Origin of the sequence: Pseudomonas sp. G34 (assembly GCF_031119625.1) — a bacterium.
In the GTDB taxonomy this organism is placed as follows: Bacteria; Pseudomonadota; Gammaproteobacteria; order Pseudomonadales; family Pseudomonadaceae; genus Aquipseudomonas.
In genome coordinates, this window is the sequence record NZ_JAVHZV010000010.1 from 340876 (window position 1) to 357318 (window position 16443).

General features: G+C 64.2%; 13 protein-coding genes. 2 read left to right on the forward strand and 11 right to left on the reverse strand.

Features of this window, described 5'->3' with window-relative positions; translation table 11 throughout:
* Positions 1 to 79: 79 nt before the first annotated feature.
* The gene (gene ybaL / locus QYS36_RS09385; protein WP_308839216.1) at positions 80 to 1804 is read right to left on the reverse strand and encodes a YbaL family putative K(+) efflux transporter; all 1725 of its coding nucleotides are present in this window, start codon (positions 1802 to 1804) and stop codon (positions 80 to 82) included.
* A gap of 184 nt (positions 1805 to 1988) precedes the next feature.
* Positions 1989 to 2471 carry an acyl-CoA thioesterase gene (locus QYS36_RS09390; RefSeq protein ID WP_308839217.1) on the reverse strand — a complete coding sequence of 161 codons (483 nt, stop codon included), beginning with the start codon at positions 2469 to 2471 and terminating at the stop codon, positions 1989 to 1991.
* 151 nt (positions 2472 to 2622) lie between these two features.
* Here QYS36_RS09390 and QYS36_RS09395 point away from each other — a divergent pair, with 151 nt between their 5' ends.
* A complete protein-coding gene (locus QYS36_RS09395) occupies positions 2623 to 3357 on the forward strand; it encodes a tetratricopeptide repeat protein (protein WP_308839218.1) in 735 nt (244 codons plus the stop codon).
* 241 nt (positions 3358 to 3598) lie between these two features.
* Positions 3599 to 5362: a cation:proton antiporter gene (locus QYS36_RS09400; protein ID WP_308839219.1), complete on the forward strand. Its 1764-nt coding sequence runs from the start codon at positions 3599 to 3601 to the stop codon at positions 5360 to 5362.
* A gap of 101 nt (positions 5363 to 5463) precedes the next feature.
* On the opposite strand, the gene QYS36_RS09405 is transcribed toward QYS36_RS09400, so the two are convergent.
* The 9 genes from QYS36_RS09405 to QYS36_RS09445 all read right to left on the reverse strand — a co-directional run bounded on the left by QYS36_RS09405 (position 5464) and on the right by QYS36_RS09445 (position 16441).
* Positions 5464 to 5871 carry an SMI1/KNR4 family protein gene (locus tag QYS36_RS09405; protein WP_074886822.1) on the reverse strand — a complete coding sequence of 136 codons (408 nt, stop codon included), beginning with the start codon at positions 5869 to 5871 and terminating at the stop codon, positions 5464 to 5466.
* A 273-nt stretch (positions 5872 to 6144) separates the two neighbouring features.
* Entirely contained in the window at positions 6145 to 7002 is an 858-nt protein-coding gene (locus QYS36_RS09410) for a Tim44 domain-containing protein (RefSeq protein ID WP_308839220.1), read from the reverse strand.
* A 183-nt stretch (positions 7003 to 7185) separates the two neighbouring features.
* Entirely contained in the window at positions 7186 to 8286 is a 1101-nt protein-coding gene (locus tag QYS36_RS09415; protein WP_308839221.1) for a TRAP transporter substrate-binding protein, read from the reverse strand.
* Positions 8287 to 8592: 306 nt separating this feature from the next.
* Entirely contained in the window at positions 8593 to 10794 is a 2202-nt protein-coding gene (gene uvrD / locus QYS36_RS09420; RefSeq protein ID WP_308839222.1) for a DNA helicase II, read from the reverse strand.
* A gap of 90 nt (positions 10795 to 10884) precedes the next feature.
* The gene (locus tag QYS36_RS09425) at positions 10885 to 11361 is read right to left on the reverse strand and encodes a MarR family transcriptional regulator (RefSeq protein ID WP_308839223.1); all 477 of its coding nucleotides are present in this window, start codon (positions 11359 to 11361) and stop codon (positions 10885 to 10887) included.
* Between the two features lie 247 nt (positions 11362 to 11608).
* Entirely contained in the window at positions 11609 to 12514 is a 906-nt protein-coding gene (gene feaR, locus QYS36_RS09430; protein WP_308839224.1) for a transcriptional regulator FeaR, read from the reverse strand.
* Between the two features lie 354 nt (positions 12515 to 12868).
* The gene (locus tag QYS36_RS09435; RefSeq protein ID WP_308839225.1) at positions 12869 to 13762 is read right to left on the reverse strand and encodes a transporter; all 894 of its coding nucleotides are present in this window, start codon (positions 13760 to 13762) and stop codon (positions 12869 to 12871) included.
* A gap of 80 nt (positions 13763 to 13842) precedes the next feature.
* Positions 13843 to 15537 carry a GMC family oxidoreductase N-terminal domain-containing protein gene (locus QYS36_RS09440; RefSeq protein ID WP_308839226.1) on the reverse strand — a complete coding sequence of 565 codons (1695 nt, stop codon included), beginning with the start codon at positions 15535 to 15537 and terminating at the stop codon, positions 13843 to 13845.
* A gap of 136 nt (positions 15538 to 15673) precedes the next feature.
* Positions 15674 to 16441, reverse strand: a complete 768-nt coding sequence (locus QYS36_RS09445) for a class II aldolase/adducin family protein (protein WP_308839227.1) — start codon at positions 16439 to 16441, stop codon at positions 15674 to 15676.
* Positions 16442 to 16443: the final 2 nt, after the last annotated feature.

A 16443-nucleotide genomic window follows, 5' to 3' on the forward strand; every position in this document is an offset into this window, starting at 1 on the left:
ACTCGTGACGGGGAACGCTCAGCTTACCCGATCCACGGTGACAGTTGCCGCCGTGAATCGGCTGTCGGCTCCGTTGTCGTCAGCTGGCCATACCATGGGGCGCGAGGGTCAGCGGCGTGACCGGCGCGGGGGACTGCAGGCCGAGGCGCTCGAACATCACCCGGGCGATTTCCCGCTCGCCCATCACCACCAGATCGGCTTCGTGGTTCTGCAGGTAGTCGACCTCATCGTCGAAATGGGCGCGGGCGATGATGTCCAGGTCAGCATTGGCCTGGCGACCGTGAAGGGCGATCTGCCCGGCCTCCAGGCTGTTGGGGATGGCGATCATCAGCCAGCGCGCCTGGGCGACATTGGCCAGCTCCAGCACGTGGGCGCTGGCGGCATTGCCGAGTACTACGCTGAAGCCCTCCTCGCGCAGTTCCTGGGCATGGGCGCGGTTGTCGTCGATGATCACCAGCGCCACGCCTTCGTCACGCAGGCGCCGGCTGATGCGGCTGCCGACACGGCCATGGCCGATCAGGATCGCATGGCCCACTTCACTGACGGGATGCAGGTCGTTGTCTTCGCTGTTCACCAGGCTGACCTGATCGGCCGGAATGGTGTTTTCGCGGCGATCCAGCCACGGCTGCAGGCGGTCGATCACCAGAAACAGCAGCGGGTTGCAGAGGATCGACAGGATGGCGCCAGCCAGCACCAGGTCGCGGGCCGCTTCCGGCACCAGGTTGAGGCCCACGCCCAGGCCGATGAGGATGAACGAGAACTCGCCGATCTGCGCCAGGCTCACCGAAATGGTCAGCGCCGTACTCAGGGGTTTACGGAAGGCCTGCACGATGAGCATCGCTGCCAGCGACTTGCCGACCACGATGACCAGGAAGGTGCCCAGCACCAGCAGCGGTTGCTCGAGCAGGATCGCCGGGTTGAACAGCATGCCCACCGAGACGAAGAACAGCACCGCGAAGGCATCGCGCAGTGGCCGCGAATCATCGGCCGCCCGGTGGCTGTATTCCGACTCGTTGAGGATCATCCCGGCGAAGAATGCACCCAGGGCGAAGGACACCCCGAACAGTTGCGCCGAGCCGTAGGCGATGCCCATGGCGATGGCCATCACCGCCAGAGTGAACAGTTCCCGTGAGCCGGTGCCGGCGCTGCGCTCCAGCAGCCAGGGAATGACCCGGCGGCCGACCACGATCATCAGTGCCACGAAGGCGCTGACCTTGCCGAAGGTGATCAGCAACTGCATGCCGATGCTGCTGGAACCGTCGCCCTGGGGAATGCCACCGAGCACGCCGGACAATGCCGGCAGCAGCACCAGCGCCAGGACCATCACCAGATCCTCGACGATCAGCCAGCCGACCGCGATCTTGCCGCGGCGGGTATCGATCAGCTGGCGTTCTTCCAGGGCGCGTAGCAGTACCACGGTGCTGGCCACCGAGAGCGCCAGGCCGAACACCAGGCCGGCGCCCCAGCCCCAACCCATCGCCCAGGACAGGCCCATGCCCATCAGCGTGGCGACGGCGATCTGCACCACGGCGCCGGGAATGGCGATGTGTTTGACCGACATCAGGTCCTTGAGGGAGAAGTGCAGGCCCACGCCGAACATCAGCAGGATCACGCCGATCTCGGAAATCTCGACGGACAGCTCTTTATCGGCGACGAACCCGGGGGTGAAGGGGCCGACGATCACCCCAGCCAGCAGGTAGCCTACCAGTGGCGACAGGCGCAGGCGGTTGGCCAGGCTGCCAAACAGGTAGGCCAGCACGAAGCCGGCAGCGATCGTCGCAATCAGGGGTGTGTGATGCGGCATGCGGTCTCCTTGGTGAGAGGGCCTGGCATGCCCGCGCGGCAGCGGATACCGAGCAGAACAGCGTAACGGCCAGGGTCGAATTGCTCGACCGTAAAGACCGATATTTTATATTAAAATATTACTTATAACTAAAGGGTCTTTATACAGAATGTGTCGACACCGCTTGGGGCAGCTGTAGGCCTCGTCATGCCTCGCCTTTGAGGGCGCGGTAGCGACTTTCCAGCTCCTGACGAATCTCGCGACGCTGACGGCCCTGCTCGAAGCGTCGACGCTCTTCGGAGCTCTCCGGTTGACGCGGCGGTACTTCGATGGATTTGCCGTTTTCATCGACCGCCACCATGGTGAAGAAGCAGCTGTTGCTGTGGCGCACCGAGCGCTCGCGGATATTCTCGGTGATCACCTTGATGCCGACTTCCATGGAGGTGCGCCCGGTATAGTTGACCGAGGCCATGAAGGTCACCAGCTCGCCGACATGCACCGGTTCGCGAAAGGTCACCTGGTCGACCGACAGGGTGACCACGTAGCGCCCGGCATAGCGGCTGGCACAGGCATAGGCGACTTCGTCCATGTACTTGAGCAGTGTGCCGCCGTGTACATTGCCGGAAAAGTTGGCCATGTCCGGGGTCATCAGGACGGTCATAGTCAGTTGGGCGTTGCCGGGTTCCATAAGGTCTCGCTCATCAGGTGGACGGGGTGCGATTGTCGGCCGTCTGCGCGGCTTTGGCTGGTCGATTGTGCCTATGCAGTCGATTGCTGCAACGTATGTACCGGCATTTCACTCCTAGAGCCATAGTCTCTCACTCATTCAGGACGATCCCATGACGCGCCCCGTTATTTGCCTAGCTCTATTGCCGCTGCTCGCCGGTATTGCCCAGGCAGCGCCGCAACCCTGCGACAGCGTCAGCCTGTGCAACGCCGCCGGCACCGCGGCCTATCAGGCGGGCCGCTACGCCGACGCGGCCGAGGCCTTCGAGCGGCAACTGCGCCGCGCCGAGCAGGAGCAGGACAGCAGTGCCGCCCGCGAGCTGGCGCTGAACAACCTGGTGGTGACCAGCCTGCGCCTCAAGCAGCCCGGCCAGGCCCGCGCCTGGTTGAACCTCGCGCTGGCCGACGGCATGCAGGGCAACGCCACCCGCAATAACCTGCGTTCGGTGGCCGCGGCGGTGGACTACCCGCAACTGGCGGCCAGCATCGAAGGCCGTTATCTACGTTACGCCGGCGCGGCGGTGTGGAGCAGCCTGGACATCAGCCGTCAGGCCGACGGCAGCTATCGGGTGAACTTCTCGCCGCTGCGCGCCGGTGGCAAGGTCGAAGAATACGGCCCGGCCGCCATCGGCCAGCTGCAAGGCGCATTGCAGGGCGAAAAGGCCTATTACCAGCTGACGAATACAGGCCTGCCCAGCGGCTGCTCGGTCGAGCTGCTTCACGAGGGGCTGGATATCCAGGTGCTGGAAGTCATCGATCAGCAGTGCCAGCAATACGGTGGCGCCGGTATCAGCGTGGCCGGTGGTTACCTGAAGGTCAGTGCTGAACCGGCGTCGCAGGCGCGCTGAGCCAGGCCTTGCCGCCGCTCTAGAGCAGGGCGCACGAGGCGAGCCGCAACGCGCAGGGGGCCTCCGTGGGCGGCAGCCCGTTCGTCGGGCTGTGGGGTCGCGAGAGGCGCGGCCCGAGTGTTAACCTGCGGGCAGTAGGGTCCGCAACGGGCCAATCCTTCCCCTTCCGCAACCGTCAGCGCGCCCCGAGCCGTCAGCCCGAGCGCGTTCGTGTTGCCCAACGACAAGGAGCAGTCTCGCCATGCATGCCATCAGCTTCATCCAGGATCTCGCGGTGATCATGCTGGTGGCCGGTGTGGTCACCGTGCTGTTTCACCGCTTCAAGCAGCCGGTGGTGCTGGGCTACATCCTCGCCGGCTTTCTGATCGGCCCGCACACCCCGCCGTTCGGCCTGATCCACGAAGAAGAAACCATCCGCACCCTGGCCGAACTGGGGGTGATCTTCCTGATGTTCTGCCTGGGGCTGGAGTTCAGCCTGCGCAAGCTGTTCAACGTCGGTGCCACGGCGTTCATCGCCGCGTTCCTGGAAATCGTCCTGATGATCTGGATCGGTTTCGAGATTGGCCGCTACTTCGGCTGGAGCACCATGGATTCGCTGTTCCTCGGTGCCATCCTGGCGATCTCCTCGACCACCATCATCATCAAGGCGCTCGGCGACCTGAAGATGAAGAACGAGCGCTTCGCCCAGCTGATCTTTGGCGTGTTGATCGTCGAGGACATCCTCGGTATCGGCATCATCGCGCTGCTCTCCGGTATTGCCCTGAGCGGTAGCGTGGAAACCGGCGAGGTGTTCGCCACGGTCGGCAAGCTGTCGCTGTTCATGATCGTCGCGCTGGTCATCGGCATCATCCTGGTGCCGCGCATCCTCGCCTACGTGGCCAGGTTCGAGAGCAACGAGATGCTGCTGGTGGCGGTGCTGGGCATGTGCTTCGGCTTCTGCCTGCTGGTGGTCAAGCTCGAGTACAGCATGGTGCTGGGCGCCTTCCTGATCGGCGCGATCATGGCCGAATCGCGTCAGTTGGCGCAGATCGAGCGGCTGGTCGAGCCGGTGCGCGACATGTTCAGTGCGATCTTCTTCGTTGCCATCGGCCTGCTGCTCGACCCCGGCGTGCTGGTCGAATACGCCTGGCCCATCGCGGTGATCACCGTGGCGGTGATCGTCGGCAAGGTGTTCTCCTGCAGCCTCGGCGCCTTCATCGCCGGCAACGACGGGCGCACCTCGCTGCGCGTCGGCATGGGGCTTTCGCAGATCGGCGAATTCTCGTTCATCATCGCCACCCTGGGCATGACCCTGCAGGTGACCAGCGACTTCCTCTACCCGGTGGCGGTGGCCGTGTCGGTGATCACCACCCTGACCACGCCGTACCTGATCCGCGCCGCCGACCCGCTGGCGGTGGGCCTGGGCAAGCGCATGCCGCAGGGCGTCGCGCGGGTGTTCTCGCTGTATGGCGAGTGGCTGCGCAGCATCCAGCCCCAGGGCCAGGGCGCGATCCTGGCGGGCATGATCCGCAAGATCGTGCTGCAGGTGCTGGTCAACCTGGCCTTCGTGATAGCGATCTTTCTCGGCATCGCGTTCTTCGCGGGGCAGATTGGTGCCTGGCTCAGCGGCTGGATCGAGCAGGAGAACCTGCGCAAGGCACTCATCTGGGGCGCCGCGCTGCTGCTGGCACTGCCCTGCCTGATCGCCGCCTACCGCAAGATCAAGGCGCTCTCCATGCTGCTCGCCGAAATGGGCGTGCGCCAGGAGAAGGCCGGGCGCCATACGGCGCGGGTACGCAAGGTGATCGCCGAAGTGATCCCGCTGCTCTCGCTGGTCGGCATCATGCTGCTGCTCACCGCGCTGTCGTCGAGCATCCTGCCATCCAACGACATGCTGCTGTTGGTTGGCGTGGTCGCCGCCGGTGTGGTGGCGGTGCTGTGGCGCTGGTTCATCCGCGTGCACACGCGCCTGCAGATCGCCCTGTTCGAGACCCTCGACAAGCCCGAAACCCCGGGGCATCACTGAAACAACAAGGGCGCCAATAGGCGCCCTTGTTGTATTGGTCGTAGCCTGGTGTTGAGCGAAGCGATACCCAGGGGCGGCGGCGATTGCCGGAAGCCTGCGGATCACTCCTCCAGCCAGACTTCGCGCACCCAGTGCCACACCGAGTCCCAGCTGTCGTCGGTGAGGTCTTCTTCTTCGCCGTCCCAGAGCAGCACGGTGCCGTCCTGTTCGACGCAGTAGTAGTTGCCCTGGTCTTCGCAGATCGGTACCAGCTCGCGCGGCACGCCGAGCGACCAGGCGACCGAGGCCACTTCCGGCAGATAGGTGTGCGATTGCGGGTCGGTGACGGTGACCGGCTCCAGGCGGCCGTACACCACGTCGCTGACCTTGAGCAGAAACTCGCGCAGCTCGAACGGCAGGTTGATGAGGATCTGCTCCTCGATCTCCACCAGCAGCTCTTCTTCGGGCAGCTCCAGCGGCACCGGCACCGGTTCGTTCAATTCACGCAGTTGTTCGATGACTTCTTCCACGGCGGCTCCACCTGGGTTCGACGATTCTCATCAGATTCTGCAAAGCACGAAGCAGACGGGCGTTCGATAGTCGCCGTCTGCTCTAGTGCTTCTTGATAACGCAGCTTTTTACGCTGAATGGAAAATAGTCACAAGCGGCGAAAGGCAAAAAGCCATCTCGAGCCTGCGACTGCTGCACATCGCTTTGGGTGCGGCGCCCGACATAGGTTCCAAAAGCCGGACGCGGAAAAAAACAAACCCGGGCAAGCCCGGGTTTGGTTAACGCGTGTGGGATCAGCCGTTCTGGCGGATACCGGCGACCAGCCAGGGCTGGTTATCGCCAACGGCACGCTCCAGGCGCCAGCTTTCGCTGAACACTTCGCCCTGATCGAAGCGCGAGGTCTTCGAGATACCGCTGAAGGTCAGGGTGGCGATGGTCTTGTCGGCGTGATCATCGACACCGTCCAGCTGCACGTCGAGGTTGTCGATGTAGGTGGACTGGAAGCCATCACCCAGATCGGCGCGCTCGCGCTTGAGGAACTCCAGCAGCTGCGGGGTCACGAACTCGGCGATCTTGTCCATCTCGTTCGCGTCCCAGTGCTGTTGCAGGCTCAGGAAGTGCTCACGACCGGCGTTGATGAAGTTTTGCTCGTTGAACCAGGCAGGTGCGTTGATCACCGGCTTGATCGCCGCGGCGCTGCTGCCACCGAAGATCGACGGCTGAGCCGGCTGCGGCTGGCCATGGGCTTCACGCTGGAAGGGTGCACCACCGGCAGCAGCCACGTTCGGCTGCTGCTTCTGGCGACGGGCGGCCAGGAAGCGGAACAGCAGGAAGGCGATCAGGCCGAAGATCAGCATGTCCATGATCTGCAGGCCTTCGAAGCCATCACCCATGAACATCGAGGCCAGCAGGCCACCGGCGGCCAGACCGGCCAGCGGGCCGAGCCAGCGCGACGCACCGCTGGCGGCAGCCGGGGTACGGCCAGGCGCTGCGGCATTGGCGTTGGGTTGGGAAGGTGGCGTGGCCTGGCGAGTCTGGTGGCTCGGCGCGGCGCCGAAGGATTTGCCGCCGCCCATACGCTTGGCGTCGGCAGTAAAACTGAACGACAGGCCCAGGCAAAGTACCAGGGCGATGCTGAGGAAACGCTGCATTATCGGTTTTCTCTCGGTTATTGAAACACTGACAGGCATCTTGCCCGTGGCAGGTCGGCATGACCAGCAACAGAATGTTTCGAGCTTTTGCCCAGCGAGGCGGCTTGCGGCGCGCCAGGGCAATGGAGATGGGAGGCGAAACGGAACCAACAGGTTCCGTTTCAGTGCTCAGCGGCTGCTGCCTCAGCGCCAGTTGTAGAGTTCTTTCTCGGTCACTTCGCCCATCGGCGTGGCTTCATCCTGGAAGGCCTTCATGGATTTCCAGATGCGCCCATTGAGCTCGTTCTGGCCTGCCAGGTCCTCGAGTACGGCCTGGGACTCACGCTTCATCGCCGCTAGCACCTCGTCGGGGAAGCGCTTGATCGCCACGCCCTGTTCCTTCAACTGGGCCAGGGACTTGGCATTGTGGAAGACGTAGTCGTCCATCATGTCCAGGGTCGCGGCGCGGGAGGCTTCGACGACGATGGCCTGCAGGTCCGCCGGCAGGCTGTCGAAGGCCTTCTGGTTGACCATCGCTTCGACCACCGCCTGAGGCTCCTGCCAGCCCGGGAAGTAGTAGTACTTGGCCGCCTTGTGCAGGCCGAAGGCCAGGTCGTTGTAAGGGCTGACCCAGTCGGTGGCGTCGATGGCGCGGGTCTGCAGCGCGGTGAAGATCTCGCCACCCGGCAGGTTGACGGTGATGGCACCAAGCTTGGTCAACACTTCGCCACCGAGGCCCGGCATGCGGATCTTCAGGCCCTTGATGTCGTCCAGCGAGTTGATTTCCTTGTTGTACCAGCCACCCATCTGCATGGTGGTGTTACCCGCCGACAGCGGCTTCACGCCATAAGGGGCGTAGGTTTCGTCCCACAGGGCCTGACCGCCGCCCTTGCTCAGCCAGGCGTTCATTTCCAGGGTCGACAGGCCGAATGGCACCGAGGAGAAGAACTGCGCCGCCGGTACCTTGCCCTTCCAGTAGTAGGGCGTGCCGTGGCCCATTTCGGCGGTGCCACGAGATACCGCGTCGAACACTTCCAGGGCCGGAACCAGCTCACCAGCGGCGTAGACCTTGACGGTCAGGCGCCCGGCGCTCATCGCGTTGATGCGCTCGGCCAGGCGCTCGGCGGCGGTGCCCAGGCCCGGATAGTTCTTCGGCCAGGAGGTGACCATCTTCCAGTGCACGGCCTCCACTTTGGCGGCGGCAGCGGTGCCCCCGTCGGCAGCGGGTTTGTCTTCCTTGCAGCCGGCCAGGCCGATGGCAGCGCACAGCGCCACAGCGGCGCCGAACAGATTGCGGCGGTTCATGGTGTTCTCCCTTGCAGTGTCGAGCAGCGTGCCCTGATTGCTTTTGTTATTGGCAGCCATCCGTTATGGCGGCTGCCAAGCTTGTTAATCGTTGAGCTGACTTAGAGCGTGTTCACGATCTTTATGTCGGGCTTTATTCATTTTGACGGCAATGCGGCGGTAGCGGATGTAGGGTGGATGACGCTCTTTTCATCCACCGTCGCGGTTGCAGAGTGGTGGACGGATGAAGCGTCGTCCACCCTACGAAGGGCTGCTTGCGCCTTGCAGTTGCCCGCACGCATGCCCAGAAAGATCGTCAACAGCTTCTTAGATAGCCTCTAGCTTGGCATAGGCCAGCATCAGCCACTTGCTGCCTTCGCTCTCGAAGTTCACCTGCACCCGTGCCTGGGGTCCCGAGCCCTCGAAGTTGAGGATGGTGCCTTCGCCGAACAGCGAGTGCTGCACGCGCTGGCCGAGGTTGAACGGCGTGTCCGGTACGGCGCTGCCGGCGAACAGGCTGCTGCCGCTCATGCTGCGGCTGCCACTGCCGTAGGGGCGGCTGACGCTGTTCGACAGGCGCACTTCCTGCACCAGGTGCGGCGGCACTTCGCGCACGAAGCGCGAGACCTTGTTGTAGGTCTCGTTGCCGTACAGGCGGCGGGTTTCCGCGTAGCTGATCACCAGGTGGCGCATGGCCCGGGTAATGCCCACGTAGGCCAGGCGGCGCTCCTCTTCCAGGCGGCCGGGTTCTTCCAGGCTCATCTTGTGGGGGAACAGGCCTTCTTCCATGCCGACCAGGAACACCCGCGGGAACTCCAGGCCCTTGGCGCTGTGCAGGGTCATCATCTGCACGCTGTCTTCATGCTCGGCAGCCTGGGTGTCACCGGCTTCCAGCGAGGCATGGTCGAGGAAGGCGGCCAGCGGCGTCTGCGCCTCGTCACCGTCTTCGCCCTCATAGGAGTCGAAGGCGCGGGCGGCGGACACCAGTTCCTCGAGGTTTTCCACCCGTGCCTGGGCCTTCTCGCCCTTTTCGTCACGGTGGTAGGCGAGCAGGCCGGACTGTTCGATCACCAGCTGGGCGGTGCTGTGCAGCTGCAGGCCTTCGACCTTCAACGCCAGGGTGTCGATCAGCTCGACGAAACCGTTCAGCGCACTGGCGGCGCGGCCGGCGATCACCTTGGTGCCGACCGCTTCGTGCAGCGCGGCCCACATCGACAGGTCGTTGGCGCGGGCGAACTGGCGTAGGGTTTCCACCGTCTTCTCGCCGATGCCACGGGCCGGCACGTTGATCACCCGCTCCAGCGCCGCGTCGTTGCCGCGCTGGTGGATCAGGCGCAGGTAGGCCATGGCGTTCTTGATTTCCGCACGTTCGAAGAAGCGCTGGCCGCCGTAGATGCGGTAGGGAATCTTCTCGCGCAGCAGCGCTTCTTCCAGCACCCGCGACTGGGCGTTGGAGCGGTAGAGGATGGCGATGTCGCTGCGCCGCAGGCTGTCCTTGCGCAGGGCGTCCTCGATGGTCTCGACCACGTAGCGCGCTTCGTCGTGTTCGTTGAAGGCGGCGTACAGGCTGATCAGGTCGCCGTCGCCGACATCGGTGCGCAGCTCCTTGCCCAGACGCCCCTGGTTGTTGGCGATCAGCGCGTTGGCGGCGTTGAGGATGTTCGCCGTGGAGCGGTAGTTCTGCTCCAGGCGGATGATCTCGGCGTCGGCGAAGTCGCTGTCGAACTGCTGGATGTTCTCGATCTTGGCGCCGCGCCAGCCGTAGATCGACTGGTCGTCGTCGCCCACCACCATCAGGCTTTCGCCGCCCATGGCGAGAAAGCGAAGCCAGGCGTACTGCACGGCGTTGGTGTCCTGGAACTCGTCGACCAGGATGTGCCGGAAGCGCTTCTGGTAGTGCGCCAAGAGGCCGGCGTTGTTGCGCCACAGGTCGAGGGCGCGCAGCAGCAGTTCGGCGAAGTCGATCACCCCGGCACGCGCACAGGCGGCCTCGTAGGCTTCGTAGATGCTGCGCATGGTGGCCAGGAACAGGTCGCCACTGGCCTGGATGCCGGCCGGGCGAATGCCTTCGTCCTTCTGGCCGTTGATGAACCACTGCGCCTGCTTGGCCGGCCAGCGCTGCTCATCCAGGCCCAGCTCGCGGATCACCCGCTTGATCAGCCGCTGCTGGTCGTCGGAGTCGAGAATCTGGAAGTTCTCGACCAGCTTGGCTTCCTGCCAGTGCGCACGCAGCAGGCGGTGCGCCAGGCCGTGGAAGGTGCCGACCCACATGCCGGCCGGGCTCTGGCCCAGCACGTCCTCGATGCGATGGCGCATCTCGGCCGCGGCCTTGTTGGTGAAGGTCACCGACAGGATGCTGTGCGGCGAGACGTCCAGGCGCTGGATCAGAAAGGCGATGCGGTGCACCAGCACGCGGGTCTTGCCGGAGCCGGCACCGGCCAGCACCAACTGATGACCGGGCGGCGTGGTGACCGCATGGTGCTGGGCTGGGTTGAGAGAGCTGAGTCGCTGATCGAGGTCATTTTGCATCGCGGCATTCTAGGGGGGCGACGCAGGTAGGGCAAACGCTGCTGATGGCGACGTGACCAGCTGTCGGCCTGGGCCACCAGGCGGCGGCGATCAGTGTTCCGGCAGGTTGGCGAAAATGCTCGCCAGCACCTGGTTGAGCTTGCGCAGCTGGGCTTCGGTGAGGCCCTCGAAACTCTTGTGGAACAGCTCGTCGGTGAGCTCGTGCATGGCGAAGAACGCCTTGCGCCCGGCTTCCGTGAGGGTGACCTGGGTCACACGGCCGTCCTGGGCGCTCTGGCTGGTTTCCACCAGGCCGTCGTCCTTCATGCGGTAGACGATCTTGGTGATGGTCGACAGCTTGGCCACGGCGTGTTCGGAGATCTCCGAAATGCTCGAATTGTCGTTCTCGAAGAGGATGTTGAGCACCCGCCAGCGGGGGATGTCGAGGTCGATACGCTTGAGCAGTTTTTCCATGGCCAGGGAGTAGCGGCCATACACGCGCGCCAGCCAGTAGAAGGGAAACTCTTCCTTGTGGAAGTCTTCGCTGGCGGGGTTGTAGCGGCTGCGGCGTTTCTTGGCGCTGGACATGACTGGGCTGCTTTATAAGGTCGACGGGCAATCATAGACATTTCTACTAATTCCGGCACCCGCCGAGCCATGGGTTTGCCGCGTCAGGGTGACGCATTGGTGCACCCCGGCCGCCTGTTGCCGGCCGTCCATGCGCCCTTTGCACGGGGTAGCCGGGCGGCTCCAGTGTGCGGCCCAGCCCGTGATGCAGGCTTGGCACTGCCTGCCAGAAAGTGTGCTTTGCCGGCCGCCTCTGCACCGCAGCGGCTCAGCCCTGCAGCGCCTGCACCCGGTAGTCGCGGGGCGACATGCCGTACTGGCGCTTGAACACCCGGGAAAAATGCGCCGAGTCGGTGAAGCCCCATTTGTAGGCGATGGTGGTGATGCGCAGGGCGTCGTCGAGCAGGTCGCGGGCGCTGCATTCCAGGCGCTGGCGCTGCACGTAACGGCAGATGCTGTCGCCATCGATTTCGAATTGCCGGTACAGCTGGCGCACCGAGATGTTCAGGCGCGCCGCCAGCTCGGCGGGCGAGGGCGCGTGGGGCAGCGACTGCTGAATCAGCTGCTCGGCCATACGCCGCAGCGGACGGCTGCGCGGGCTGGCGGCCTGGTCTTGCAGGCAGGGCTGCAACAGGCTGATCAGCGCATCCTGCACGGCCGCGCCATCCTGGCTGCTTGGTGCGGCGTCATCCTGGGGCCGGGCGATCTGCTCCAGCAGCCCGGCCAGCACACGGCCGCTGAGGTTGGCGTGCTGCACCTTGCCAAAGCGCTTGGCTCTGGCTGGCAGCGCGCGATCCAGGGTGCGGCGGCACAGGTGCACCGACAGCTGATGCACCAGGCCCTGGGGGCACATCTCCAGGGTTCTCGCCGAGTCCAGCAGGGCGATGTCGCCGGGTTGCAGCACGAACTGCTGCTGATCATGGTTGACCGCCATGACCCCTTCACGCTGCATCACCAGAAAATAGAACTGGTCTTCACCGCGATCCTGATTGGCGTGTTCGCGACAGATCGACCTGGCATTGACGTGGATATCGGCAACGTTCAGGCCGCCCAGGTCGCGATGGCTGATATCACCGATGAATGCGCTCTGCGCACGCTGGGTAACGAAACGGCCACATACGGCGCTGACGGCCTGGTTCCAGTGATCGAAATCGTGGGCTTTTGGCACGTTCACGGTGCACCTCAAGGGCTTCTTGTAATAGGTATCGTGCATAACTGTGCAGAAACTGCACACATTACTAATCACGAGAATATTCAAGCATTTATTGGGCCAGGAACCGTGATCCGATCGCGCCGTGGTTACGGCTGAAGCTCGCGGCGGGTTGAGCCTGTAGAGAGAGTCGAGGCGTTTAGAGGGAAGGTGGACTGGCCTTCTTACTCAGCAGCGTTTGCCCGCTAGATGAGCTGTGAGGCGACGGTTTTAGCTGCCATGGCCGTTTTGGGTAAATGCGAGGCGTGCGTCCTGTGCTCTGATCCTCCAGCCGTGCCTGCAGCTATTTATCGGCTGCCGGCTGCTGCCGTGGAACCCTCAGAGCGGAACGGCGATGTTCAGCCAGAACTTGTCTCCTTCAGGGCGGTTCTGCACATCGAATTCGTGTTGGTAGCGGCCCTGGATATTCACGCCGTTCGCCGCGGTATAGGTCAGTTGCGGCCCCAGGCCCATGGCGCGGCCCTTGAAGTCGCCGAGTACGGCACCCTTCCCGCTGTCACCGCTGACCTGTTTGTAGGCATAGCCACCCAGGCCCACGCCCCAGTTGCCAAAGTGCTTGGCGGCGACGAAATCTGCGTGCAGTTCGTCTCCGGAGCGGTAGTTGGTGTCATGGTTCTCGTAGTTGTGATCGAACATGGTTTTCATCGAGAACTCGTAGCCGGCCGCGTTGCGGTAGGTGAAGGCGAACAGCGGTTCGAGGGTGGCGTAGTTGCGACCGATATTGGCCAGCTCGTTCTCGTCGTAGCGGCCGGTGGGCAGGTAGATGTCCATGCCGACGATCCAGTGCCAGTTGCCGCTATGCCAGCCGATGGCGAGTGGATCGAAGATGAAGTCGCCCATGCCGGCGCGGCGCTGCCGGCCACCGGCGCCCAGGTCGACGTTTACGTCTGCGGCGACCAGAAAGGCGTGCATTGCCCAGTTGCCGCCGAGGATCTGTTTGTCGGTGACGTGGATCGCGCGGAGGATGGTGGCCGCGGTGGTGACCTTGAAATCGTCGAAGGCCGGGTTGCTGTTGGCGAATCTGTCGGCACTGTAATAGGTGTTGTAGCTGACCAGGTAAGTGCCGGGCGGCGGCAGTGCGCCGGTCATGAAACCCTCGCTGCCATTGGCGTATGCGCCGCCGCCGCCCTCGGTGGCCAGGGCGTTGTGGCTGAGGGCGAGCAGGCAAAAGAGGCCCGGAGCGATCAGGTTGTGCTGGGAGAGAATGCGCATGGAAAGGTATTCCTCGAGCTGATGTGCAGGCGAGCGCCAGCCTTGGCGTACGGCTGGCGCCAGGGCTGGCGGAGGGGCAGTCAGGAGCGGCCGGGTTCGGCGAGCGAAGCGGCGTTGACGCCGATCAGCTGATTGAGATCGAGCGTCTGCTCGGCTGGCGCATCGAGTGCCAGCGGCGCCTTGCCGAGGATGAAGTCGGCGCCGCGCTCACCGAGCATGATGGCCGGAGCATTGGTGTTGCCGCTGGCGATCTGCGGGCACACCGATAGGTCGACCACACGCAGGTTGGCCACACCGTGCACGCGCATCTGCAGGTCGACCACCGAGTCGCCTGGCTCGATGCCCAAACGGCAGGTGCCGCCGGGGTGGTAGACGGTCTTGATGGCCTTGCGCACGAAGGCTTCGACGCCGGCGGTGTCGCGCCAGTCGATGTTCTCGGGGGCGGTGATCTTCTTGATCAGGCTGCGCAGCGCGGGCTGCTGCATGAGCCGCAGGCCGGCCTGCACGGCGCGAATCTGGCCTTGCAGATCCTCCGGGTCGCCCAGGTAATTGGGGTCGATCAACGGCAGGTCGGCCGGGTCGGTGCTGCGCAGGCGCACCTCGCCACGGGCCTTCGGGCGCAGGTGGCCGACCTTGACGGTAAAGCCATGCTCGGCAGCCGGGGCGACTTCGCCCGGGGTGTTGTCGAAGTTGTCCATCACCGGCAGGAACATGAACTGGATGTCCGGGCGGCCAACGCCCTGGGTGTCGATGAAGCCGCCGCCTTCGAGAATGTTGCTGGTCAGCAGGCCGCTGCGAAACGCCAGCCACTGCGCCATGTGCTTGATGCCGCGCAAACCCTTGTCTTCGCCAAGGATGCTGATGGGCTCATGGGTGGCGGCGTTGAGCGAAAGGTGCAGGTGATCGTGGAAGTTCTTGCCGACCGGCAGGTCGACCAGCGTCTCGATGCCGTGCTCGGCGAGGTGCTCCCTGGGGCCGACACCGGAGAGCATGAGAATCTTCGGGCTGCCGAAGGCGCCGGCGCTGAGGATCACTTCCTCCCGCGCGTTGACGGTGGTGGGCGCGCCGCCTTTCTCGCTGAAGATCACGCCGGTGGCACGGCCGTGCTCGATCACCACCTTGTGTACCAGGGCGCCGGTCACCACGCGCAGCCTGCTGCTGTCGCGCACCGACTTCAGGTAGGTGCGCGCGGTGCTGGCGCGGGCGCCGTTGCGGGTGGTGGTCTGGTAGAAGCCGACGCCTTGCTGGGAGGCGCCGTTGAAGTCGTTGACGTAGGGCAGGCCCATTTCCTGGCCGGCCCGCACAAAGGCCATGGTCATCGGGTGGCGATAGCGGTTTTCGCTGACCGGTAGCGGGCCGTCCTGGCCGTGGTATTCGCTGCCCAGGCTCTCGTTGGCCTCGGCTCGCTTGAAGTAGGGCAGCACGTCGCGGTAGCCCCAGCCCGGGCAATTCCAGTCGCTCACCCAGTCGTTGTAATCCTGGTGCTGGCCGCGGATGTAGATCATTCCGTTCACCGAGCTGCCGCCGCCGAGCACCTTGCCCTGGGCGATTATCATCTCGCGGTTGTTGCAATGCCTTTGCGGCACGGTCATGTACGGCCAGGACTTCTGCTGGAACACCTGAACCACGGTGGCCGGCATGGTGTGGAAGGGGCTGCTGTCCCTGCCGCCCGCCTCCAGCAGCAGCACGCTGCCCGCGCTTTCCTGGATCAGCCGGGCTGCCACTACGCAACCTGCCGAGCCGGCGCCGATCACGATGTAGTCATATTCCTTCATGGGAGCGTTTCTCTGCTGGCCCGCATCAGGGGCGAATGCAGGTCATTCAAACCGCTATGGGCAGATAAAGATTGTTCCTCGCGGTCAGTTTCTTGCACCTGCTTGCCAACCCGGAGCCGGGCGCGGGCCTGAGGTTTCACCAGGGCAGCGGGCGCTCGGCGCGCAGTTTGCGCACCATGGCGGCGAAGACGGTGTCGGCGAAGCCGCTGTCGCGGATCAGCATGGCGGTGAGGCTGGCGCATTTCTCGGCGACGCCTTCGCCCAGCGGGTTGTCCTCACCACCCAGGGCACCGGCGGCGCACTGGTTTTCGGCGGCGCGCTGCACGGTCCAGAGCAGGAAGAAGGTCTTTTCGATGCTGCTCTCGCCCACCGCGATGCCATGGTTGCGCAGCACCAGGATGTGCTTGTCGCCGAGGCTGGCGATCATCCGCGTTTTCTCGTCATCGAACAGGGTGATGCCTTCGAAGGTGTGATAGCCGATACGGCCGTAGAGCTGGGCGCCGTAGAAATCGTCATGGGTGAAGCCGCGCTTCTTCTGCACCACGGCGGAGATCGGCGTGGTGTGGGTGTGGATCACGCACTGGATGTCATCGCGGGCGCCGTGCACGGCGCTGTGCAGGGCGAAGCCGGCCGGGTTGCCGTGGTAGTCCGAGGGCTCCAGCTTGTTGCCGTGCAGGTCGACCTTGAGCAGGTTCGCCGGGGTGATTTCGCTGTAGTTGAGGCCGAACGGATTGACCAGATAATGGTGCGCCGGGCCGGGCAGGCGCGCGGAAATGTGGTTGAAGATGGTCTCGGTCCAGCCGAAGTAATCCACCAGGTGATAGCAATGGGCGAGCTTGACGCGCAGCGCCCATTCTTCATCGCTGCAGTGGGCGGGCTTGCCGGTATCTTGAGTGGCGTTCATGG

What these genes read in the sequence shown, in the direction of transcription:
- ybaL (WP_308839216.1), bottom strand. Translation starts at nt 1,804, where the DNA reads ATGCCGCATCACACACCCCTGATTGCGACGATCGCTGCCGGCTTCGTG.
- QYS36_RS09390 (WP_308839217.1), bottom strand. Translation starts at nt 2,471, where the DNA reads ATGGAACCCGGCAACGCCCAACTGACTATGACCGTCCTGATGACCCCG.
- QYS36_RS09395 (WP_308839218.1), top strand. Translation starts at nt 2,623, where the DNA reads ATGACGCGCCCCGTTATTTGCCTAGCTCTATTGCCGCTGCTCGCCGGT.
- QYS36_RS09400 (WP_308839219.1), top strand. Translation starts at nt 3,599, where the DNA reads ATGCATGCCATCAGCTTCATCCAGGATCTCGCGGTGATCATGCTGGTG.
- QYS36_RS09410 (WP_308839220.1), bottom strand. Translation starts at nt 7,002, where the DNA reads ATGCAGCGTTTCCTCAGCATCGCCCTGGTACTTTGCCTGGGCCTGTCG.
- QYS36_RS09415 (WP_308839221.1), bottom strand. Translation starts at nt 8,286, where the DNA reads ATGAACCGCCGCAATCTGTTCGGCGCCGCTGTGGCGCTGTGCGCTGCC.
- uvrD (WP_308839222.1), bottom strand. Translation starts at nt 10,794, where the DNA reads ATGCAAAATGACCTCGATCAGCGACTCAGCTCTCTCAACCCAGCCCAG.
- QYS36_RS09425 (WP_308839223.1), bottom strand. Translation starts at nt 11,361, where the DNA reads ATGTCCAGCGCCAAGAAACGCCGCAGCCGCTACAACCCCGCCAGCGAA.
- QYS36_RS09435 (WP_308839225.1), bottom strand. Translation starts at nt 13,762, where the DNA reads ATGCGCATTCTCTCCCAGCACAACCTGATCGCTCCGGGCCTCTTTTGC.
- QYS36_RS09440 (WP_308839226.1), bottom strand. Translation starts at nt 15,537, where the DNA reads ATGAAGGAATATGACTACATCGTGATCGGCGCCGGCTCGGCAGGTTGC.
- QYS36_RS09445 (WP_308839227.1), bottom strand. Translation starts at nt 16,441, where the DNA reads ATGAACGCCACTCAAGATACCGGCAAGCCCGCCCACTGCAGCGATGAA.